Genomic DNA, 22,447 nt, shown 5'->3' on the forward strand with positions numbered 1-22,447 from the left:
GGCGGGAAGATCAGGCCAGAGCGGTCGCCCGGCCGGCGAGGGCCTGCTCCCGTGCGGTCAGCAGCAGACCCTCCGCCTTCTCCGGCAGGTCGGCGACCTGAATCCACGGCGCCTTGGATGCGAACGGACCCAGTGCGCTGAACACACGGACGGCAGCGCCCATCTGGGCCGACGCCCACAGTGCGTGGGCCAGGTAGCTGAGATCGACAACCGGCCACGATCTGGGTTCGGTTGCGGACCAGCTCTCGAACGCGCGCTGGGCGCGGGAGAAGTGGGGCTCTCGGAGCCACTGCCGGAGCACGACCGCGTTCCGCCTCGGCTCGTTGCGGTAGTGATCGACCGACAGGTACAGCGGCAGAGCGGCGAGCGGCGATCCGGCCGGTACCGCCGGCATGACGACGTTCACGAAGTCGGCAGCCGCCGGGCGGTAGACCCGTTGCCAGTAGCGGAGCATCCGGTGGTGGGCCTCCCGATTGCCGGGATCGCGCCTGAGCGCCTCGTCGAGCAGCCCCCACGGTCCAAGCGGCAGCATGGGATCCGATGAGCGCCGCCGGTGCTCGGGGCGGGACTTGGATCGGTCCAGCACGGCCAGGGCGAGGAGGCACACCCACGGCACAGGGTCCGAGGGCGCAGTCTGGGCAGCAGCCCAGCACGATTCCCGCGCTTCCTGCTCCAGGAGGCCGGCCTTCGGCGAGTCGGCCTCCGTTGCGGCCAGGGCGTGCTCGACCATGACCCGGGTCCGCAGGATGGCCAGCCCCGGGTCGTCCGGGTCCTCACGCCCCCAATCGGCGAGCACCGTCGACCGGGCCGCGACCAGCGCCAGCACCTGCGTCCGAGACGTTCGTAGGCCAAGATTCTGCGCCGCGGTGGCCAGCAACCGCTGTGTCGACAGCCAGCGCCCGGCCCGCAGATCGTCCACCGCGGTTCGGAGCGCATCGTCGAACCCAGCGGGGTGGTACACCGGCCGGACCGGAGACACGGCGATCACAGATCCTCCCTTCAATCATGGACATGCCATATGCGAGGGCCGAGCCCACGGTCGATCAAGCGAGCCACCCATCGACTCCCACCTGGGGGCTGCTGAGCACCGAGCCGGTCCGGCGGCGCGCAGACGTGGCGCCGCTGAGCCGCCAGAACGTCGCGACCCCGACAAGCGAATGTGATCGCTTTCGCCATCGGCAACTGGCTTCGGCAGTAAGGTGCCTGAGAGTGTTCACCGGCGACCATTCACGTAGTCATATTCGCGCTGAAATATGATCACGCTGGTCGCCTGCGGGAGGCCGGGCTCCCGCAGACGGGAGGGGCGGCATGGGGGCGCGGCGGTGCGAGCGTTGCGGGTGCACGCTCAGCCGGTACAACGACAGCGGCAGCGTGTGTGGCCCGTGCACGCGTACGGTCGCCGAGTCGCCTACCGAGGCTGTTCCCGCATGGGTATGGCGAGACACCCTGGTGCGTGACAGCCTTGCCGAGCTGGACTTCGGCAGGCTGAGCAAGCGCCTACGGGAGATCGTTCCGCTTCGCCAGGACGATCTGGCCGGGATCACCGGGCTGACCCAGGGCTACCTGTCACGGTTGGAGGCCGGACGGGTGCAGCTGACCCACATCGACCGGATCGTCGAGTACCTCGACGCGGTTGGCGCCCCAGCCGATCTGGTGAGGCTCCCGTTGCGTGCGACTGCGACCCCATCTGCCCCGGAAGGAAACGGCAGTTCACTCCCTGCTCATGACGACATGGCCGGGCCGTGGACGGCCCGCCGTATGGTGGCGGCATTGCACGACGCGATGCGAGGGGAGCCTGCCGCCATGCCCATGCGTCCGAATCGCCGCCGTTTCCTGCTCCTAGCCGGAACCGCCCTCTCCGCCTACATCCACCAGTGGGGGATCGCCGACGCTGAGCCTCTCGAACGTGCACTCGGCGGGGCGCAGGTGACCCCCGCACTCGTCGATAGCCTCCAGGGGACGATCGACAGCCTGCGCACCATGGACGCCAACTCGGGCAGCGGCCTGGTCGCGGGCCTTGCCCGTGCCCATCTCAGTGTCCTGTATGAGACGTTGAAGTCGGCTAGCTACACCGAGGAGATCGGACAGCGCCTGGCCGGCATTGCTGCCGACACCGCAACCCAGTTCGGATGGTTCCACTTCGACGCCGGACACCATGTACTGGCCCAGCGAGTCCTCCTCGCAGCGCTCCGACCCGCCCATGCCTCCGGTGATCCCCGGTATGGCGCCGGCGCCCTGTCCTACCTGGCAATCCTGAGCTACTCGATCGGCGACCCCCGTGACGCCGTGACCGCGATGCAGGCCGCCAGAGAGAAGGTCCGCACCCTTGGCTCCTCGCACCTTGAGGCCATGCTCCTGACCCGTCAGGCGCGGGGGCATGCCAAGCTCGGGGAGCGACAGGCATGCCTGCGGGCGCTCGGACTGGCTGCCGAACTGGCCCAGCTCGGCCCGGCCGAGCATGACCCGGGCTGGCTCTACTGGATGAACTGGGGCGAGATCCTCGGCCAGACCGGCAGCTGCTACCTCCAGCTCGGCGAGCACAAGACCGCGGCAGACCACTTCGAGCAGGCCGCCTCCACCCTGAACCCCGCGGATCTGCGGACGCGGGCGTTGTTCGCATCGCGGGCCGCCTCCGCCCACCTTCTCGCCGACGATCGTGACGGAGGCTTCATGGCCGCAGACGCCGCTTTCACCCTCGCGTCAAAGGTCCAGTCGGCCAGGCTGACCGAGCACCTGGAGCAGACCGTGGAGCACCTCCAGGCCATCCCCGGCCCGCGGTCGAGCGAGCTGATAGAACGGTCACGACAAGTGATGGCGGCCAAGGAGTCGTGACTGTGACCAGCACCGTGCTCGTTCTGTGGGATATCGACCGCACCTTGGTGTACGTCGGTGAGACCGACCGCGACGTCTACCGCGAGGCGTTTCGCCAGGTCGTCGGGCGCGATGCGACGAAGCTTCCCGAACGGGGCACCGGCCGCACGATGCCGCTGGCAGTGCGGGAACTGCTCACCGCCAACGACGTCGACCACCGGGACTCCGAGCTGTTCGCAGAGCGGATCGTCGAGTTGCTGCCGAAGCTCCTTGCCGCCAAGACCGAGCAACTGCGCTCAGACGGCCTGCTCATGCCCGGCGCCACCGCCGCGCTCGCAGCAGTCGACGCTCACCCGGACCTCGTACCCACCGTGGTCACCGGCAACTTGCAGCAGAGCGCGGAGATCAAGCTCCGCGCCTTCGGCCTGGATCAGTATGTCGACCTCGCCGTTGGCGGCTTCGCCTCCGACGACTCTCACCGGCCGGCCTTGGTCGGCATCGCCCAGCACCGAGCCGCCGCCCGCTGTGGGCGGGTCTTCGACCGCTCGAACACGGTCATCATCGGGGATTCGCTCGAAGACGTGCGGACCGGAGCGGAAGGTGGAGCCGGCGTGATCGCTGTCGCCTCCGGCACCACGACGGCCGATCAGCTCGCCGCAGTGGGGGCGGACCGCGTCCTCGACAGTTTGCGCGACCCGCAGGCAGTACTTCGCGCCATCGCAGAACTCACGGCCCTCCGTCAGTAGTTCGGCGACGACGCCAACCGCGGGGCCTCCCCTAAGCGGCCCGCTACCAGTCGACCCTGTAGGAAAATACGAGGCGGGGCTACAGGGGCCGCTTGTACCACGCATCAGCGGATTCGCCAGGGGGTTTTAGTTCGTTCTGGGCGATCGCATCATAGATGGCCACATGCAGTTCAGACCATACTGCGGGTAGGGCGCCGGGAGGGAGCGGCATGACACGAGGGAAGTCCTCCCTCAAGGGGATTCGGAGTACCTGGGAACCCCAATTGGCAACCCCGTGAAATACCTGATCGGCCAGGCGCGAAACGCTTCGAGGCGATCGCAGTGCGAAGCGCAGCCAGGCACGTGAGGCCTGTTTCGAGGCTTCCCTGACCTTTGTGAAACGTGCTCGAAGTTCGGCCTTTGAGACCCGGCTTTCCACGCCTTCGTTGAACTCAGTGAGCCTGTCTGTCCAGCACTCGACGAAGATTCGAAACCTCTGGTAATCGGATAAGGAGTCGAAGTGGTCGGGATGTATCGCGAGTGCGAGTGGGGAAGCGAGACTGAGGTTCTCCTTGTACTGCCGCACGGCAGTTTGATCGATCTCTCCCCGATCGTAGCGCGTGTGACAGTTTGGACACAGGGCAATAAGATTGTCGAAGTCGTGCCTTTTAACCTTCGACCACGGAACGATGTGCGCAATTTCGATGATCGGCCACTTGCATCGCTGGATCGCGCAACAGTGGCCGGCCTCGACACGGACTTGTCGGTCCAACTCTCGCGGAATCGCAGGGCGGTTGGCGGGCATGCGCCCAATGCTAGGACCGTCCACCGACACGCGGTGCTACAGGTCGATCGATCCGGCGGCCAGGACTACCACCCCAAGGGCTTCCGCTCGTAGAAGAGACCCCCAGTGGGGCCACCTTCGGGGAGGGTGGCGAGCCACACCGGGGTGTCAGCGGCCTCCTCCGGAGTGCGTTCGGTCTCGCCATAGGCCATGCGGGTGTTCGTCCTGCCCGGGGAGGCGGCGTTCACGAGGATGCCGGTGCCGGCGACTTCGGCGGCGAGGATCTGGGTGAGCGCGTTGAGGCCGGCCTTGGAAACGCGGTATGAGACGTTGCCGGTGCCCATGTTGCTCTGAGATCCAAGGTGACTGGTGATGTTGACGATCCGTCCGTAGCTGTTCTTGCGCATCTCCGGCACAGCGGCTGCGGCGAGGCGCCAAGCGCCAAGGAGGTTGGTGTCGAGGGTCGCGCGGACGCGCTCGAAGTCGGGTGCGGAGGCGGCCTGGCCACGGTCGACGGCGACGGCGGCGTTGTTGATCAGTACGTCTAGGCGTCCGAGCTGGGCGGCTACGTCGGCGACGGCGCGGGCGACGCTGGCCGGATCGGTGACGTCAAGTTCGTGGGAGTGCACCGTCAGCCCCTTGCTGGCCAGAGCCGTCTCCGCCTCGCGGCCGGCCAGTCGCTCGCGAACGCCGATAACTACCTGCATGCCCTGTTCGGCGAGTCGGGTGGCGATGGAGAGACCGAGGCCGCGGTTTCCGCCGGAGATGATGGCGACGCGCTGGTTGGGGTGTGTGGTCATGCGGACAGTGTTGCGAGTAGCTGGTCGAGGCGCTGGACTTTCGGGTCCTTCGTGGTCATCGGGAGTTCAGCTCGGGCCGCGAGTGCCCGGGCCGTGTTGCGGTGGGACGGTGCAGTGGCGACCAACTGGGCGGCCGTTTCCAGAAGATGGACCGCGTGGTCGGCGTCTCCGAGGGCGGTATGGGTGCGGGCGCTCTGGATCGTGTAGGTGGCCAGGTCGCGCCCCTTGGCGGAGGGCATGAGACCCAGCGCGGTGGCGAAGTGGGTCTCGGCCAGCCGCTGTCGACGCAGGTCCGCGTAGCAGGTGGCGGCCTGGGCGTGGAATTCCGCCGCATCGAAGTAGCCGGTCCAGGCCGGGTCGTCGTCGGTGCCGGAGGAACGGGCCATCTGCCTCTCGGCGTCGGACAGCAGGCGGTCACACGCGACTCGGTTGCTGCAGGCAGCTTCGGCGCGGGCCTGTCGTAGTAGCAGCATGGCCCGGGTCCTGGGGGTGACGTGGCCGGCGCCTTCGACGGCGGCGGTGGCGAGAGCGAGGGCGTCGACGACGAGGCCGTGGTCGTAGCACTGGAGGCTGAGCGACTTGAGGATGTTGGCGCCCAGGGCTCGGTCGTCGGCGGCGTGGGCCGCGCGCAGGCCGCTGCTCCAATATCGCTGGGCGGCGGCGTGGAGTCCAGCGTCGAAGCTGGCGAAGCCGGCGAGTCGGGCGAGCTCGGCGTCAAGGCGAAGCAGACGTCGGCCGACCTTCTCGGTGTAGGACGCTTCCTTGAGGAGGCCGGTGACGGTGGCCAGCTCGGTGTGGAGGAGCTGGCGGGCGCGGTGGCCGCCGAGCGCAGCCTCCAAGCGGCGCAGCCGCGGCAGCCCGCCCTCCAGGTCTTCGACGAGTTGCTCGTCGACCGAGCCTCCGGCAAGCGCGGCAGCCAGCGCGTTGGGTGCCTGTGAGAGCCACTGGCTGGCGAGCAGGGTCAGGGCCTGTCCGCCGAGCTTCATGAATCCGCGCCGGTCAGGCATCGCATGCTCCAGGGTGTCGTCCAGTGCATCGAGCGTCCCCGGCATAGTCCAGGGGAAACCGGTGCGGATCGGCCCGCCGTCCGGTAACCACCCCGGCCAACCGAGTTGATGCACCTCCCCCGGCGGTACGCCGAGCGCCGCCGCGAGTGCCTCCTGGCTCTCGGCGTCCGGCTCGACTCCCCAGTTCTCCCACTTCCATGCCTTGCGCCGGTCGGCAGACCTTTTGGTGGTCTTGGCGACGATGTCGACGACGTCCTGGTACGTCCAGTCCTGCTCGTCCCGAACGACGCTGAGCGGGTGGACAAGCCGCATCCGTGCGCGTAAGCGGCTTGATCGACTCATCAGCAAACCCCCGGTGTGTTCACCGGATTGTAGCTCTTCCGCCACTGTGTGCTGATGGTGCATATGTGACTGCCGGGATCGGAAGACGACACGGAGACGACAAAAGTCCTCTTCACAAGGGGAGTTGGGCGGCGGTTAGCTAGTGCTCCCCCCGAAGGGTGCCCTGCCGCTGGTGTGCGGCGGGGCACCTGGGAGCGCAGTCGGGGACCACTTCAGGGCCGAACCTGTCGATGACCCGGCCGCACAGTGAGATGACGTCGCCGAGGACGGACCACTCGCACCGATCGCCGAAGCGCGGCACGCCAGCCGTGCCCGCGCCCGCCCACCTGCACACCGATCTGCCGGCGGCGCCGTCGCGCCGCCGGGTGGGACCGGCATGCCAAGCCTTGAGGAGCCCCATGTCACGAAGGACCGCCGTCGTGACCGGTGCAGCCGGATTCATCAGCTCTCACCCGTGCGACGCACTGAACCGCAGCAGGTTCGCCGTCGTCTGCGTGGACGACTTCGAGGTCCTGCTCGACGACGGCGGCCCGGACACCGCCCGCAAGGTGCACTTCCGGGCACAAACCCGCCCGAAGTTCCAATCGTCTCCTGCACACCCGAGCCGGAGCGCAGGAAACGACGTGCAGGTTCACGCATCCAATGAGCTGTTCAAGGACGGCCCTGGCTCGTCGGGCTCATCTGCGGGCTGCGACCTACAGCCGCTCGGGCGTCCCGATCCCAAGCAGGTCCATGCCTTGCCGCAGGGTCTGGCCGGTGAGCTGGCAGAGCAGCAGGCGGGTCTCCGTGACCTCTTGGGTGGGTGCCTTGAGGACGGGGCAGTGCTCGTAGAAGGTGGTGTACGCCGACGCCAGGTTGTGCAGGTAGGCGCAGAGCCGGTGGGGCTCGAACGTTCCGGTCACCTGGTTGATGGTGGCGCCGAACTCGTCCAGGAGGAGGCCGAGAGCGCGCTCGGCCGGCTCCAGAGCGAGGTCCTCGTGTGCGGTCGGGGCGACGCCTTCGGGGGCCTTGCGCAGGATGGACTGGACGCGGGCGTAGGCGTACTGGAGGTAGGTGCCGGTGTCGCCGTTGAGGGAGACCATGCGGTCGGTGTCGAAGATGTAGTCGCGGGTGCGGGAGGTCGAGAGGTCGGCGTACTTGACCGCGCCGATGCCGACCTGCTTGGCCCGGTCTTCGAGTTCCTCGCTGGCGAGCTGGGGGCTCTTCTCGGAGACGACGGCGCGGGCCCGGTCGACGGCTTCGTCGAGGAGGTCCATGAGGCGGACGGTCTCGCCGGAGCGGGTCTTGAAGGGCTTGCCGTTCTTGCCCAGGACGGTGCCGAAACCGAGGTGCAGAGCGCGGACGTCATCGGGGAGCCAGCCGGCGCGGCGGGCGGTCTCGAAGACCATCTGGAAGTGGAGGGCCTGGCGGCTGTCGACGACGTAGAGGAGCTGGTTGGCGCCGAGCATGCCGACGCGGTCGCGGATGGCGGCGAGGTCGGTGGTGGCGTAGCCGTATCCGCCGTCGCTCTTCTGGACGATCAGCGGGGTCGGTTCGCCGTCGGGGCCCTTGATGTCGTCGAAGAAGACGCACAGGGCCCCATCGGAGCGGACGGCCACACCGGAGGCTTCGAGGTCGGCGCACACGTCGGCGAGCATGTGGTTGTAGTAGCTCTCGCCGATGGCGTCGGCGTCTTCGAGGAGGACGCCGAGGCGGGCGTAGACCGCCTCGAAGTAGACCTTCGACTCGTCGACCATGCCCTGCCAGGAGGCGACGGTGTCGGGGTTGCCAGCTTGAAGGTCGACGACGCGCCGGCGGGAGCGGTCGGCGAAGTCGCCGTCGCCGTCGAACTTGGCGCGCGATGCCTTGTAGAGGCGGTTGAGGCGGGACATCGACGGGCCGGAGTCGGTGCTCTCGGTGTCATCGCCGAGCTCGTCGGGGTGCTCGACGAGGTACTGGATGAGCATGCCGAACTGGGTGCCCCAGTCCCCGAGGTGGTTGCGCCGGATGACCTTCTCGCCCGTGAACTCCAGTGTGCGCACCAGTGCGTCGCCGATGATCGTGGACCGCAGGTGGCCGACGTGCATCTCCTTGGCGATGTTCGGCTGGCTGTAGTCGATCACCGTGACGCCGGGCTCGGTGGCGCTGCCGACACCGAGTCGGGTGTCCGCCGCGCGGGCGGCAATGCGCTCCAGGATCGCGGCATCGGTGACCGTGACGTTGATGAAGCCGGGGCCGGAGATCTCCAGGTTCGCGATGACGCCGTCTGCGGCCAGGTGCTCAAGCACACGCGTGGCCACCTCGCGGGGGTTGGTCCGCAGCGGTTTGGCGAGACTCATGATCCCGTTGGCCTGGAAGTCGGCACGGTCGCTTCGTCGCAGCTGGGGGTCGCTGTCCGTGGCGTCGGGGAACGCGGTGGAGATCGCCTGAGCAAAGCGCTGCTGCACCGCGTCGGCGATGGAGAGGACCGTAGGCATAGAACGAAGGACCACTTCTGTGAGAGGGCGGGTCCGCGGACGGGCCGCGGGAGTCGCACAGCAACCGCACCAGGTGGACGATCGGTGCTGCGCGCCGATTATCCCATGCCCTCGTGGGCGAGAGGCCGATTAAGCACAGCCGACCAGCAGGCCATGGCTCCCCAACAGTGCTGATGGTTAAGAAAGCTGAATGATCATCACCATCTGGGGCTGCCCCTCGGCTTCGCACGGTTCCGTGCGCGTCCGGGGGTCGATGGCCAAAACCGCTAATTCGATCGAACACACGGTGACGGAGCGGCTACGGTGGCACATCTGCATGCGGCACTCGGGAGGGGAGTGAGGTGAGCAGGACGGTGAGGGGCGCGCGTGGTTCGGGGGAGCTCGCGGCTTCGATTCTGCAGGCGTTCGACAGCGGGAGCGAGGGGGTCGCCTTCGACGACCCCGGCTTCGTCGACATCGGTGGGCGGGTGCGTCGCTTTCGGCACCGTGGGCGTGATCTCGTGGCGAAGTTTCGGCCGCTTGAGGCTGCGCGATCGGAGCGGGATCTGGCTGCCGAGGCCGCGCGTCGTCTGGGCCGGTTGACGGTCGATGGGTTCGGCACCGTGGAGGTCTGTGTTCCCGAACTGGTCCCGTTGCCCGGGCAGGGCACCGCATTGGTCTCGCCGTATCTGGGCAGACGCTTGTCGGCCGGGAGTGGGGCGAGCGGTCTTTCCGTACCCGTCATCGCCGGCCTGCTTGTGGCTTTGCTCGACCGAGGGGTCGAGGCGTCGGGGTGTGTGCCGCGGAACATGTTCCGCCGGGCTGGCCGGACGATCCTGATCGACTGGGAGGACGCGCTCCTGGTGCCGGCCGGTACAGCCCCGGACGAGTTGACTCTGATGAAGTGGGACATCGCCTGGTCCGACCTGCTCGGGCGCGACCTCAAGTTGCGGGAGCGAATCCTCGCATGGTCGCCAGGCGAGGAGGCGGAGCTGGACGACTTCGAGACCGTCCTCGCGAGCTGGCTCCCCGCGACCGCGACCCACCGGGACGTCCGCCGGTACGGAATCGAGGTGACGCTCGCGAGCGAACTCCCGCTGGAGAAGGCCGGATCGCCAAGCGCAGCCTTTCTGGGGCACCTCGCCGAGGATGTTCTTCCCGCCGGGCTCGGCGTCTTTCACACCGTGCTGACCGCACACCTGCGCGAGCAGTGGGGTGAGGACGCCTACGCTTCCCTGCTCATGCAGTTGGACACCCTCGCGCGAAGCAGCCGCCCGGCCGCTTCTCCGCCGGGTCTGGGGACGTTGCGGCGGGCGTGGGTCCTGGCACTGTTCTCGGCTGCCGATTCGAATCTCCCGCCCGGGGCCATGCCCCTGGGTCAACTGGCGGAGCGGATTGACCAATTGGCTTACGAGAGTGGTTGGATAGCAGCACATGACCGGGCTGTGGTGGCCGAGGAGATCACCAGTCGCCTCGCTGTCGTCATCCTCGCAGTCCTGCAGCTTGAGAAGCTAGACCTGCTTCTGCGGGGCTCGTGCGCCCAAGGAGTTCTGGGCCGGGGCAGCGACATCGACTTCGAGCTGAGCTCGGCGGCGCACCCTGTTGGCCACCGGCCGGCGGAGGACCTGTTGATCGAGGCGCTCGCCTGCCTCGGCCTGGCAGCTGAGGGATCCGCCGCGCGCCCGGTCGAGTGCGACCTCGTCAGCACGGACAGCGACACGAGCCGAGACCTTCACGAGTGGTTCGAGCTCCGCCGGCCCGGCTCCGATCTCCACGACCCGGGATGGGCAACAACCCTGCTGACACCGCCGTCCGCCGATGTCATCGGCCGCCCGAGCCAGTACGAGGATCAGGGCCGCGAGCACACCGCCAAGTACCTGTGGTTCGAATCCCGGGCCGCGCTGGCGCGCCTCGTATCCACTGACTCGGGCACTGCGCCGATGCCAGTGACTCTGGAGCGGCAACTCGCCGTCCTTCCGCAGGTGATCGGCGCCGAGGACGCGGCAGAGCTGCGCGATCTCGTCCACGCCACGTTCGCCCTGCGGGAGACGGCCGACCCCTCCTACCCGGTCGGTGGCCAGGCTGAGGATCAGATCGCCCGGCTCGCCGGCCGACTGGACCTGTTCCGCCAGCGCCTGGGACTGCCTGGCCCACGAAACCTGTGATTCCCGTACCGCCCCGATCCGCACCATCTCAACCCGAGAGGTCCACCGTGATCAGCGACGCGATTCCACTCTCCACCAGCGACCCCGCGCACATCTCGTTCACGGACGGCTACGTCTTCCACGTCCGCGGTGGCCAGATCACCACCCCGGGCGCGCCGTGCCCGTGCGGCGGACTGGAGGCGGTGCACCAGATCACGGCCTACCGCGAGGCATATCCGCAGGCTCAGCTCTCCCTGACCGACTCCTGCAACATGGCCTGCACGTACTGCTCCTTCCGCGACCGGGTCCACGCCGACGCCAAGCCCGTGACGATCCCCCTGGAGACGGTGGTGCAGGGCCTGGCCAGCCACCGCAAGCGGCTCGTCGAGGAGGACGCGCGGTACAGCCGCGTCGACTTCGGGCTCGCCGGCGAGACGATGTTGGTACGCCACATGCACGAGGAGGTCCAGGCCCTGGTGGAGGAGGGCCTGGCCGACTCGCCGGTGAGCGTCGTGTGGGCCGGCCCGATGGTCACCAACGCGACCTTGTCGATGACGGCCGAACTCGCCGACCGGCTCGGCCCGCCCCAGGACATCAGCCTCGACGGCCCCAAGGATGTCCACGACCGGGTCCGCTTCTACACCAACGAGCGCGGCGGCACGTACGACCACGTGCGGCCGGTTCTGGACCGGGCGCTGGCCCGCCACCCCGACATGGGCGTCTCCGCAGTCCTCACCGCGTACTGCACCGACTTCGTGGCGATCTTCCGCCACCTTTTCGAGGACGTCGGCGCCCGCAACATCTACATGAAGCCCGTCAACGCCACCCACGACAAGGACTACGCGCTCAACGCTGCCACGCTGCCGGCCTTCCACCAGGGCTACGCCGACCTTGTCGAGCACATCCTCGCCCAGCCGCCGGAGGGCATTCTCGCCCGGCTGCTCGCCCTGAACTCCGAGGACTTCTTCATGCGGTTCTTCTACCGGGTGAAGGACCGCGCGGCGCAGGTCTACCGGTGCGGGGCGGGCAAGAGCGGCACCTATCTGGACACCAACGGCAACCTTTACCCCTGCGCGCACTTCATCGGGAAGTCCGGCTGGCACATCGGGCACGCCTCCACCGGCGTCGAGGACAGCGAACGCAGCCGGTACCTCGACCTGCTGGTCGACGAACGCGACGGATGCTCCACCTGCCCGTCGCGGTACGTCTGCGGTGGCGGCTGCTACTACCAGGCCGTGTTGGCGAACGGGGACATCAGCAAGCCCGACGAGGTCAAGTGCGACCTGATCCGGTTCATCACCGACCTGGCGGTCCGCCTCGTCATCACGCTCCGCGAGGAGCACCCCGAGGTACTGGACGCCCTCCCCGCCCCGTACGGGCTCACAGACGAGGCGCTCACCGCATCCCCTGAGGCCGACTACCGGCCGGCGGCCCGCCTGCACGCGGACCCGGGCACCGACGACTCGGCCATCCCCCTTGGTGGTCCGGGCCGTCTGCGGGCCGGCCTGGTGAGCTCGGCCGGTCTGCGCGCCTGGCTCTCGCTCGACGCCGAGCACCTGGCGGTCCGCCTCGACCTGGGTGACACCCCCAGCGCCGTGCGTGCCGTCCGCGTTCGACTGCAGCCACTGGGACAGGGCACTTTCACTCTGCACGACGTCGCCGCCCAGCAGTGGCCCGGCGAGCAGCAGCTGCGCTCCACCCGCGACGGCGCCAAGTGGTTCAAGGCGCCTACCGCCCGCTTCCGCCGCGTTCCGTACCCCGATCCCGTCTGGGACGCGGCCGCCGACGTCGACCTCTCCTGGGAAGCGCGGGAGGTGCGGCTCCAGGTACCCCTGCCTGCGCAGGGCGAGACCGACGCCGAGTTGGGGGTGAACGTGCTCGTGGACTTCGAGGACGGCGGCTGGACCGCCCTGACCCTGCACGAGCCGTTCGCGTTCCTCGACCGCTCCCGTACCGGATCTCTGCGCCTGTCGGGGCCGGAGGCTCCCAGTCACCCGGAGACAGCCAGTGTGAACGGGCGGATACCCGTAGGGCTCACCCCGATCGGCCGCTGGGCCGGTCTCCAGGGCAACACCTGCTGAGGGGTGGAGGCGTGCGGATCCTTCTGACCACCCACCGATTCGCCGGCGACGACGCCGGCGGCACGGAGATCCTGGCCGACGACCTCGCCCGGGCACTTGTGGCCCGCGGCATGCACGTCAGCTGGCTCGCGGCCGGCGAGCCATCACCACTGCACCGTCGCACAGCCGATGAGTATCTGAGCCTGCCCGCGGCCTTCGCTGACGACTACCCCGTCGGTTGGCGTGCCCAGGAAGCGGAGCAGGCCCACCGCGTCGAACAGCTGCTCGCACCTCGACCTGCCGTGGATGTCGTTCATGTACTGCACTTCAGCCGTATCGGTCTGGAGCTCCTGAACGCCCCGTCCCTGCGCGAGGTGCCGGTGGTCGCGACGCTGACCGACTACACCGCAGTCTGCCCTGACCACCAGCTCGTCATCCGGTCCACCGGCGCGCAGTGCACGGCGACCGCGCCCACCCGGGACTGCCTCGGATGCCTCAACGCCCCCTCGAACGCTCACGGCGACGTGGCCGGGTGGCGGGCGCGGAACATCGCCTGGCTGAACGATCGGGTACAGGCCCTGTGGACCCAGACGCCGCATCAGGCCGCCGAGTTGGCGAAGGCCGGCGTCGACGTGGGCAGGGTCGTGCGCGACCGGGCCTGCTATGGACTTCCCGACACCTGGGCCCCGCTCGCCACCAGCGGAGGCGGCGGGCAGTACCTGCTGTTCCTGGGCAGGTGCTCGCCCGAGAAGGGCCTTCACCTGCTGCTCGACGCGTTCCGCCGTAGCCGTACCGAACTGCCACTGGTGATCGCGACCGTGCCGGACGACGACGCCTACGAGGAGCGGATGCGCGGCGTCGCTTCGGCGGATCCCCGGGTGCGCTGGTTTCCGCCACACTCACGTGCCGAGGTCGGTCCGGTGCTGGCCGACGCCCGGGCGCTGCTGGTGCCCTCGCAGTGGTGGGAGAACCATCCGCTGGTGGCGCACGAAGCTCGGGCCCTGGGCGTCCCGGTATGGTCCTCGGCCGTCCCGTCCATGCACCACCTCGCAGGCGACCCCGGCATCCATCTCGTCGGCGACTACCGCGATCCGGCAGCCTGGACACGGGCGATCGACGCGGCTTCCCGCGAGCAGGCCACGCGGGTGCCGTCGTTCGGTCGCCGGGCGGAGGAGTTCGAGCTCTTCGCCGACGAGACCGTCTCCGTCTACTGGAGGGTGATGGCCGGGTGATGCCCGAACACACGCCGCAGACCACGGTGCCCGAACGCTTCCGGAAGTTCCTCGTCACCGACGACTTCGACCGCTACGGCCTCACTCCTGGCCAACCCACCCCCACGCCACAGTACCTACAGGTGGAACTCACCGACCTGTGCAACCTCGCCTGCGCCGGCTGCCTGCGGGCCGTGCACGAGAGCAGCGGCCGGCACCTGACCCTGGAGACGTTCGTCGCGCTCCTCGACCAGATCCCCAGCCTCGGCCACGTCTCCTTCGTCGGCGGCGGGGAGGCACTGATCGTCCGTGACTTCGCCGCCTACGTCCAGGCATGCACGGATCGCTCCGTATTCACCTCGACGAACACCAACGGCCTGCTCGTACGCCGCCGGCTGCAGCCGGTCCTCGACGCCGGACTCGGACTGATCGCCATCAGCGTCGACGGCGCCGATGACGCGACCCTCGGCCGGATGCGCTCCGGGCTGCGCCTGACGCAGCTGAGCACGGCTTTGGGTGAAGCGGTCACGCTGACCGAAGGCCGGGAGACAGGGCTGTCCGCCGCGGTGACGCTCTCGGCCGCGAACCTGGAACAGTTCCCGGCGATCGTCGACTTCATCGCCGACCACGGCCTGAATCGCGTCAGCGTGGAGAGCCTGCACCACTGGGGTGAGGACAAGAGCCTCAACACCGAGTCCCTATTCGCTCTCCCCCCGAGCGATGTCGTCCCGCATCTGGAGGCCGGCCTCGCGCGGGCCGAGGAGCGCGACCTGCAGCTGTCGATCTTCGACTACTCCCGCCTCACCTCCCCGGCCGCCGCAAACGCCATTTGCCCCTGGCCGTGGGACGCGAGCTACATCACCAAGGACGGCGACGTCACGCCGTGCTGTGTCCACATGGAGTCCTCCCCGGGAAACGTGCTCGGCAACATCCACCAGACGCCGATGGCCGAGATCTGGATCTCGCCGCCGTACCGGTCGCTGCGGGACTCCTTCCTCCAAGGCCCCGCCTGGTCCTCCTGCGAAGGCTGCGTGTATCGAATGGAGTTCGGACGTGCCTGACCCCCAACCGCCCGCCCTGCTGAGCAACCGGCCTCTGGACGACAGTCAGCGGGTGCTGCACCGGGCGCTCGACCTCGGCCTCGACTTCACCTCCGGCAAGCTGCGCGACCACCTCGTCCTGCGGCACGCGACGGTCGGCGAACTCATCGACCGCCTCTCCGGGCCGATCCCGATCACCGGGACCAGTGACGACCGGCTCATGGACTCCCTTGCCGAGATAGCCAGTTGGTCGATCTCCCAAGCCGACCCGCGCTACCTCGCCTTCCCGGACACCGGCGACAGCCTCGCCGCCCTCGCGGCCGATATCGTCGCCACCTTCCTCAACCAGAACTTGATCGCCTTCGACCGCAGCGCGCCCGCCGCCAGCGTGATCGAAGCCCAGCTGATCACCTGGCTGCGAGAACTCATCGGTTACCCGGTCACGCCGCTGGCCGACTACCAGGGACTCGCCTCGCTGGGAGGGATGTGGACCTCCGGCGGCAACATGAGCAACCACATCGCCATCGCCGCCGCCCTCGCCCACACCTACCCCCAAGTCCGCCACAACGGCCTGCGCGCCATCCCCGAGCAGCCCGTGATCCTCCTCGCCAGCGGGGTCGAGCACTTCTCCTACCTCGCCGCCTCCCAAGCCCTCGGCCTCGGCACGGACGGACTGCTGTGGGCTGACGCCACCCCCGACTTCACCAGTGACCCAGCCTCGGTGGCACGCCTTCTGGCCTCGCCACCGCCTGGCAAGCGGATCTTCATGGTCGTCGGCGTCGCCGGGAACTGCCGCACCACCGGCATCGACGACCTGCAAGCCCTCGCCGACCTCTGCCAGCAGCACGGCGTCTGGTTCCACGTCGATGCCTGCCACGGGGGAAGCCTGCTGTTCTCCGAAAAGCTCAAGGGCCAACTCGCCGGCATCGAACGCGCCGACTCCGTCGCCCTCGACCCGCACAAGGGCCTGTTCGTCTCCTACCCCTCCAGCTACGTGCTCTTCCACGACCCGACCACCCTCGGCCACTTCGCCCGCTACCCGGACCGCGCCGACGATCCCGGCTGCCTCGACCTCGGCCTGATCACCCCGTTCTATGGCTCCCGCGGCTTTGAATCACTCAAGCTCTGGGCCCTGATGAAGCACCAGGGCACCGACGGCATCGGCCGCCTCGTCGAAGCCCGCCAGGCCACCTACGAGCGGATGGTCGACCTCTTGGAACGCACCGGCAGCTTCCGCCTACTCGGCACCTCCGACTTCTACCGGTGCGCCTTTGTCTTCCTCCCCAACCCAGTTGCCCACACCCTCCAGGCGGCGCACAGTCGACCGGAACTCCACCCAGCGGTGCGTGCGCTCGTCTCCCGCTACACCGCGGCCTTCGCCGACCGCCTCTACCGCAGCGGAACCGTCGTCTTCGACCTCTTCGCCCTCCAGGACCTCGCCGACCGCATCGGACTCGGCACCACTGCCAAGTACCAGGTCATGGGCATGTGCGTCGGCCACCCCCACATCCCCGACGACATCGAGCACGGCATCGAACAGAACATCCTCGACCACTCCCGGGACCTCACCGCCGCCATGCTGACTGACGCCCACGCGCTGCTCACCGCCAAAGCGCCCTCCGACGGCGGTGCCGCGGCGGACGTGACCGGACCGGCAGGGTGGTGAGCACCGTGTCCTACCCGCCCGCGTTCACCATCGCCTACCTCGTCCACAGCGACGTCGAACTCCTGCGCCGCACCATCCCCACCACCCTCGACGCCCTGTGCCGGGGCACCCGCCACCCCTACGACCTGGTCCTCGTCGTGGACGGCGCCGAGAGCGCCCCGATCGAAGAGATCACCGAACTCGCCCACGACACCTGGGGATTCGACGAAGTCCGGCTCCGCTGGCGCACCCGCCACCGGGCCTCCGGCGACCAGGCCAACAACATCCACACTCACTTCGTCACCGACAAGAGCCGCTTCCTGATCACCATCGAGGGCGACGTCGTCGCCTTCCGCGACCCAGGCGCCACCGACGTCCTCGCCGAGATCGCCGACACCTTCGACCACTGCCCACAACTCGCCCTCGCCCAGCGCATCGACGACCACGACTGCTGGCAGTGGAGACTCGAAGACACCGGCCCCGACCTCAGCGCCAAAGCCCGCTCGGTCAACCGGGTCTCCTCCCACTTCCTGATCTACGACACCCACCGGGCGCGGCCCGTCATGGCCGCGGCCGGCGGCATCCCCGGCGACCGGTTCCACGACGACGGCCAGAGCTGGATGAACTACGAGGACTGGCTCTCCCACACCTTCGCCCACCCTGCCGGGCCCGGCATCGGCTACCTGCATCAGCTCCCGCTCCGCGTCTTCCACTGCGACGAGAAGACCGCGCCCGGCTCAGCCCACTACCGCCGCGACCTCGCAACCCGCCTGCGTGTCTTCGCCGAACACGAGCACCAGGTGAAGGAGGAGTTCCGTGCCTGACGCCCGCCTCGTCCCCGCACCCGTCTTCATCCTCTCCCCGATCCGCTCCGGATCGACCCTGCTGCGCTGCCTGCTCGGCTCCCACCCCGACGTCCACGCCCCGCACGAGCTCCACCTCGGCGGCCTCACCGTCACGGTCAACGACGAGTTCACCGACCTCTCCATGCGCACCCTCAACCTCGGCCGCGAGGACCTCGAACACCTGCTGTGGGACCGGTTGCTGCACCGCCAACTGACCGAAGCGGGTAAGACCGTGCTCGCCGAGAAGTCCCCCGGCAACGTCTTCATCTGGCGGCGCCTCGTCGACTGCTGGCCCGGTGCCCGCTTCATCATCTTGCGCCGCCACCCGGTGGCCATCGCGGACTCCATCCGCCGGGCCGGCGATGCCACCGACCTCACCGGAGCCGCCGTCACCGTCGACAAGTTCGCCACCGCCCTCGACGAAGCCGCCGCCAATGTCCCCACCTCCATCAGCGTCACCTACGAGCAGCTGACCGCTGAACCGGAAGCCATCTGCAAGGCCCTGTGCGAGTTCATCGGCATCTCCTGGGATCCGGCGATGCTCGACTACGGGCGCCACGACCACGGCCCGTTCGTCTACGGCATCGGCGACTGGTCACCCCAGATCGCCTCCGGCCGGATCCAGGACGCCACCCCGCCGCCCGCAGACGCGACGATCCCGCCGCTGCTCAGGCAATGGTGCGAGACGTGGGGCTACCCCGCATGAACCATCTACCGGCCCCACCGGTCTTCTGGCTCATGGGCCTACCGGCGTCCGGCAAGACCACCCTCGCCCGCCGACTCCTTGCCCACCTTCAACCCGAGCATCACGACTGCGGCCTGTATGACGCCGACGAGCAGCGCGCCACCGGCGTTCTGCGAGACCTCGGCTGGTCTCCGGAGGACCGCATCGCTACCATCCAGGCGCTCTCGCACGCCGCCGACCAACACCCCATCGGCATTGTCACCCTCGTGACCTCCACGCCCACGGAACGGCGGCTCGCCGCCGACCTTCTCGGCGAACGACTCAACCTCATCCACGTCCGCGCACCAGAGGAACTCCGGCACGCCCGCGACGGCCTCCGACAGTCACCCGCCTACCGCGCCAGCCCCGCACCGGACGCGCCAGAACTCTCCTGGACCGAACCCGAGCACCCGGCGCTCACCCTGGACACCACAGCTCCTCTCAGAGTTTCGGCGAAAGTCCTCTGCTCCTTCGCCGACAGGGTGCTTCGGGGCGGCACCGAGTCGTAGGCGCCCGTCATGCAGCGGAGGAACGGCCCGATGCCCAGCCGCCGTCAAGCCCGGGCAGGAGGCCGTTTCGGGCCAGCGGAGCGGTGTCGCCGGTCAAGCGCTCCTCGCGGGGACGCTCGGCGACCGCGATGAAGGCCAGCTCCGAGAAGAAGAACCCGCCCAGGCGGTCCGCCTCGCACACCGCCGCGTACCACTCCTCGACCTCGGCCGCACTGAGCGAACCCCGATCGTGCCTGACAGCGGACAACAGCGCCTTCCTGATCTGTCCGATCCTGTCCTCCGCATGTCCCGCGAGACGGGTCGACCATGTCAGCAGCGGCTCGACCCTGACCAACTTCAGCGGACTCCGGACGAGCAGCATGCCGAGCTTGCGGCCAACCCGGCCGTCCGCGTGATCCATCCAGCTCTGCATATCGTCCGCGAAAGCGTGGCAGACCCGTCGATCAAGGTCCGCATCCGCGCCGGCGATCACGAGGGAGTCGAAGTCGACATGAGCGAGGATCGCCCGCCCACCCGGCCGAAGGACCCGTGCTACCTCGACCAGCAGCAGCTCCGGGGCAGGCAGACACTCGACAGTGTTGTACGAGAGGACGACGTCCACGCTCTCATTCCCGCACGGAAGCGGGCAACGTAGGTCCGCGGCAAACGTCATCACGGGGCCAAGGTGCCCCCGGAGCTTCTGGCGCGCTTGCTGCAGGAACGTGGCCGACCTGTCGACACCGATCAGCGTAGCCTCAGGAGCAAGACGGCTCAGTGCCAGGAGTGTCGGGGCGGCACCGCACCCAAGATCGATGATCTGGCTGTGAGCTGTTGGTGCGGTGAGCTCGGCCAATCTGGCGTGGATCGCCTCAGCACTGTCGGACACGGCACGACCTCCTTCTCCCGCGCCGCGCCAGGGCAGGAACGGCAGCGCAGTGAATGCATATACGGACACTATGCGAAAAATAGGATGAAATCCCCCCGAAGGGGGTCGCTGTGCACACCGCTGCATCACGCCTGTTCCGCGGTTAGGTAGCGAGGTCACGGGCGCACTGGGGACGTCGAACGGCCGCCACACGATGTGCCGCTGTGGCAGCCAAGAGTTCGCCGATCTTGGCCCCTGCGGGCCGCAGAGCAAGGAAACTCTGTGGCCGCGTCCGTGCCCAATCACTCGTCCGGATCTTCGCCCACACCTGGCGGGGTTCCTCCCGCAGCCTCCGCCCCTCCAGCACCCACGGCCGCATCGGCGCAGCGCGGCCGGATCGACCTCAAAGGTGGGGGGACTCCCACGATGCGTTCCGACTTCGGCGGAGTCCGCACCGGCGCAGCCAGAATCCCTACACCTCTACCCAGCCCCTTCCATGGCGGCGACTCCTGGCCTGCTGTTCTTCTCTAACTGGCGCTGCTCCGCACTGCCTGATCGGCTAGACGCATGTTCGCTGCCATCAGGTCCAGTCCGGCCGCGACGTCCGCTCTGGTGACCTCCCACCAGCCGGCCCGGTCGTAGATCCACCAGGACTCCCGGTACCGGGCAAAGTCGCGGATCGTCTCGCTGAGGTGCCGAGCCGAGCCGTCGGCGAGGGCGGCTCCCATGGCGGCGTGGCTGAGGTCGGCCAGCATGCCCGCGTCGGTGTTGGTCATCGCTGTCCCCCTCACGGCCGGATGTTCGGCTGGATGGTGGGGGCCTGCTGCACCGGGGGCGGTTGGAGAAGCTGCGCCGCCAGTTGGGGGGCTTGCGTGGCCGCAGTGATGTCCCTGCTCGCCTTGGGCTCTACCTCGGGGGCGCGGGTGGTGACGTCGATGTTGCCAAAGTCGGTGGCGAGCTTCGTGCGGATGTCCTCGGCCATGATCTCCCCGGAGAGGCCGACAGCGGCGCCGACGACGACGGCCGTGGTGGCGAGGCGGGCGAGGTAGTCGGGGCGCTCCTCACGCTGCTCGACGCTCACCTCCACCTTCACCTCGTAGGTCTGCGGGTCCTGCTGGTAGACCTCCCACTCGACGGTCAGCTGGTCGACCGGGTCGCCCCGCTCGGCGACGACCACGATCGCCTCGTAGACCTCGCGACGGGGACCTTCCTCGAACACCTCTTGGTACAGCCAGGCGACCTCCCGGACCTGCTCAGGGTGCTGGAGGAGTTCCGCCAGGACAGCGTCCTGGCGCTCAAGGCGGGCTTCGACCCGGACCTCCTGCTCCCCCGCTGGCCTCGCCCGTGGCTCGTACGGCGCCGGGGCCGGCTCGTTGTACTTGGCCACCGGGACGGCGTGCTCGGTGCGCCGCATCGCCTGGGCAAGGCGGTCGAGGACCGGGTCCGGTCCGCGCAAGCCCGGGGAGGTGGTCCGGAGGCGGTCCACGTGCTGTGTGAGGTCCCGGCGGACCGCCGCCTCCTGGACCATGCGGGCGTAGGTGGCGAGGGCTCGGGGCTGAGGCGCGGCGTCGGCGAGGCGCCGTAGGTAGTCGGCGTTGACGCCGCTGATGGCCGTGCGCTGGGCGATGAGCTCCGGCAACTGGGCGGCCGGGGTGGTCGGGTTGCTGGTGCGCGACTCGACCAGCGCGGTCAGGAGGGCGCGGTGGGTGGGGTGCGCCATGCGGTCGGGGGTGAGGTAGGCGATGTCGTCCAGGCGTTGGCGGTCGCGGAGGGCGGCGCCGATGACGGCTTGCTCGGCGCGGAGTACGAGGTCGGGGTGGGTCATTGTCAGTTCGTCCTCGACTTCGTTCCGGTGGTGGCTTCCCTGTAGCGGCGGGCGGCGTCGTCCGCAGCGGCCATCCGGGTTGCGGCGTCTTCGAGCCGCTCCAGCAGCACCTCGTTGACGATGCGCAGCCAAGCGCCGTCGATGTCAACGGCCCACCATGCGTCGGCGAACCTGACGTATTCGGGGATGCCGGGGCTGATCGGGGTGGCGAGGCCGCGGGTCCGAGCGTCGTCCATCTGGGCCGCGGTGAGGCGGTCCGGGCTGCCGGCTTCGGCGGTGTCGGCGTGGGCGGCCAGCAGGGGGCTGGGAATCCCGGCCCAGGGGTCGGCGTTGGTCCACCGCTGCTGGAGGTCCGGGGAGTCAGCGGCCTGGAGGTCCGGGGCTCGGTGGCCGGTTCGGCAGGCCGTGGCGTAGACGGTGGTCGCGTTGGCGACCACCGTGCGCAGCTCGGTGTGCCAGTAGCGGGCGGCCTGGCCGACCTGCTGTTCGGGGGCTGCTCCGTAGATCTCCTCTCGCCAGACCCTGAGTGCCCAGAGTTCTTCGATCAGCCCGGGGTGCTCGGCCCAGCACTGGGGCAGCCTCGACTCGACGGCCAGCTCGTAGCGGTCGTGGAGCCAGGTGACCCAGTCGCAGAGACCGCCCCAGGCTGCGATGCGCTCGGGGCCGGTCATGGTGTGCCACTCGACCAGCTGGGTG

Annotated in this window: 19 protein-coding genes; 10 read left to right on the forward strand and 9 right to left on the reverse strand. The window is 68.8% G+C overall.

All coding sequences use genetic code 11. From position 1 onward, the window contains the following. Positions 1 to 10: 10 nt before the first annotated feature. The gene (locus tag ACFWXO_RS16160; RefSeq protein ID WP_380524569.1) at positions 11 to 988 is read right to left on the reverse strand and encodes a hypothetical protein; all 978 of its coding nucleotides are present in this window, start codon (positions 986 to 988) and stop codon (positions 11 to 13) included. Between the two features lie 461 nt (positions 989 to 1,449). On the opposite strand from ACFWXO_RS16160, the gene ACFWXO_RS16165 reads away from it, so the two are divergent. Both ACFWXO_RS16165 and ACFWXO_RS16170 read left to right on the forward strand, forming a co-directional pair. Further along, positions 1,450 to 2,832 (forward strand): helix-turn-helix domain-containing protein, encoded by a 1,383-nt coding sequence (locus ACFWXO_RS16165; RefSeq protein WP_380524570.1) that lies wholly within the window; start codon positions 1,450 to 1,452, stop codon positions 2,830 to 2,832. Positions 2,833 to 2,834: 2 nt separating this feature from the next. Continuing rightward, on the forward strand, positions 2,835 to 3,557 hold the full coding sequence (locus tag ACFWXO_RS16170; protein WP_380524571.1) for an HAD family hydrolase: 723 nt from the start codon (positions 2,835 to 2,837) through the stop codon (positions 3,555 to 3,557). A 79-nt stretch (positions 3,558 to 3,636) separates the two neighbouring features. On the opposite strand, the gene ACFWXO_RS16175 is transcribed toward ACFWXO_RS16170, so the two are convergent. The 4 genes from ACFWXO_RS16175 to argS form a co-directional block, all read right to left on the reverse strand. Continuing rightward, entirely contained in the window at positions 3,637 to 4,341 is a 705-nt protein-coding gene (locus ACFWXO_RS16175) for an HNH endonuclease signature motif containing protein (RefSeq protein ID WP_380524572.1), read from the reverse strand. Between the two features lie 65 nt (positions 4,342 to 4,406). After that, positions 4,407 to 5,120, reverse strand: coding sequence for an SDR family NAD(P)-dependent oxidoreductase (locus ACFWXO_RS16180; protein WP_380524573.1), 714 nt, complete (start codon positions 5,118 to 5,120; stop codon positions 4,407 to 4,409). Then, on the reverse strand, positions 5,117 to 6,439 hold the full coding sequence (locus ACFWXO_RS16185) for a hypothetical protein (RefSeq protein WP_380524574.1): 1,323 nt from the start codon (positions 6,437 to 6,439) through the stop codon (positions 5,117 to 5,119). Before ACFWXO_RS16185 ends, ACFWXO_RS16180 begins: the two co-directional genes overlap by 4 nt. Positions 6,440 to 7,164: 725 nt before the next feature. Beyond that, complete coding sequence (gene argS, locus ACFWXO_RS16190; protein WP_380524575.1) at positions 7,165 to 8,925, reverse strand: arginine--tRNA ligase; 1,761 nt, start codon at positions 8,923 to 8,925, stop codon at positions 7,165 to 7,167. A gap of 341 nt (positions 8,926 to 9,266) precedes the next feature. Here argS and ACFWXO_RS16195 point away from each other — a divergent pair, with 341 nt between their 5' ends. Genes ACFWXO_RS16195 through ACFWXO_RS16230 form a run of 8 tightly spaced genes read left to right on the forward strand, consistent with a single transcriptional unit; the run spans position 9,267 to position 19,082 of the window. Next, positions 9,267 to 11,069 (forward strand): hypothetical protein, encoded by a 1,803-nt coding sequence (locus ACFWXO_RS16195; RefSeq protein WP_380524576.1) that lies wholly within the window; start codon positions 9,267 to 9,269, stop codon positions 11,067 to 11,069. Positions 11,070 to 11,116: 47 nt separating this feature from the next. Beyond that, positions 11,117 to 13,129: a radical SAM protein gene (locus ACFWXO_RS16200; RefSeq protein ID WP_380524577.1), complete on the forward strand. Its 2,013-nt coding sequence runs from the start codon at positions 11,117 to 11,119 to the stop codon at positions 13,127 to 13,129. A gap of 11 nt (positions 13,130 to 13,140) precedes the next feature. Continuing rightward, on the forward strand, positions 13,141 to 14,340 hold the full coding sequence (locus ACFWXO_RS16205) for a glycosyltransferase (RefSeq protein ID WP_380524578.1): 1,200 nt from the start codon (positions 13,141 to 13,143) through the stop codon (positions 14,338 to 14,340). Beyond that, positions 14,340 to 15,380 carry a radical SAM/SPASM domain-containing protein gene (locus ACFWXO_RS16210; protein WP_380524579.1) on the forward strand — a complete coding sequence of 347 codons (1,041 nt, stop codon included), beginning with the start codon at positions 14,340 to 14,342 and terminating at the stop codon, positions 15,378 to 15,380. Before ACFWXO_RS16205 ends, ACFWXO_RS16210 begins: the two co-directional genes overlap by 1 nt. Further along, positions 15,373 to 17,025 carry a pyridoxal phosphate-dependent decarboxylase family protein gene (locus tag ACFWXO_RS16215; RefSeq protein ID WP_380524580.1) on the forward strand — a complete coding sequence of 551 codons (1,653 nt, stop codon included), beginning with the start codon at positions 15,373 to 15,375 and terminating at the stop codon, positions 17,023 to 17,025. Before ACFWXO_RS16210 ends, ACFWXO_RS16215 begins: the two co-directional genes overlap by 8 nt. A gap of 5 nt (positions 17,026 to 17,030) precedes the next feature. Next, positions 17,031 to 17,828, forward strand: coding sequence for a hypothetical protein (locus ACFWXO_RS16220; RefSeq protein WP_380524581.1), 798 nt, complete (start codon positions 17,031 to 17,033; stop codon positions 17,826 to 17,828). Further along, entirely contained in the window at positions 17,821 to 18,555 is a 735-nt protein-coding gene (locus tag ACFWXO_RS16225) for a sulfotransferase family protein (protein ID WP_380524582.1), read from the forward strand. Before ACFWXO_RS16220 ends, ACFWXO_RS16225 begins: the two co-directional genes overlap by 8 nt. Next, the gene (locus tag ACFWXO_RS16230) at positions 18,552 to 19,082 is read left to right on the forward strand and encodes an adenylyl-sulfate kinase (protein WP_380524583.1); all 531 of its coding nucleotides are present in this window, start codon (positions 18,552 to 18,554) and stop codon (positions 19,080 to 19,082) included. Before ACFWXO_RS16225 ends, ACFWXO_RS16230 begins: the two co-directional genes overlap by 4 nt. Positions 19,083 to 19,089: 7 nt before the next feature. On the opposite strand, the gene ACFWXO_RS16235 is transcribed toward ACFWXO_RS16230, so the two are convergent. The 4 genes from ACFWXO_RS16235 to ACFWXO_RS16250 form a co-directional block, all read right to left on the reverse strand. Then, positions 19,090 to 19,947: a methyltransferase domain-containing protein gene (locus tag ACFWXO_RS16235; RefSeq protein ID WP_380524584.1), complete on the reverse strand. Its 858-nt coding sequence runs from the start codon at positions 19,945 to 19,947 to the stop codon at positions 19,090 to 19,092. Positions 19,948 to 20,453: 506 nt separating this feature from the next. Beyond that, entirely contained in the window at positions 20,454 to 20,702 is a 249-nt protein-coding gene (locus tag ACFWXO_RS16240; protein WP_380524585.1) for a hypothetical protein, read from the reverse strand. Between the two features lie 11 nt (positions 20,703 to 20,713). After that, positions 20,714 to 21,751 carry a DnaB-like helicase N-terminal domain-containing protein gene (locus ACFWXO_RS16245; protein WP_380524586.1) on the reverse strand — a complete coding sequence of 346 codons (1,038 nt, stop codon included), beginning with the start codon at positions 21,749 to 21,751 and terminating at the stop codon, positions 20,714 to 20,716. 2 nt (positions 21,752 to 21,753) lie between these two features. After that, positions 21,754 to 22,422, reverse strand: a complete 669-nt coding sequence (locus ACFWXO_RS16250; protein WP_380524587.1) for a hypothetical protein — start codon at positions 22,420 to 22,422, stop codon at positions 21,754 to 21,756. Between the last annotated feature and the right edge of the window lie 25 nt (positions 22,423 to 22,447).

The organism is Kitasatospora sp. NPDC059088 (assembly GCF_042738155.1).
Classification (GTDB): Bacteria; Actinomycetota; Actinomycetes; order Streptomycetales; family Streptomycetaceae; genus Kitasatospora.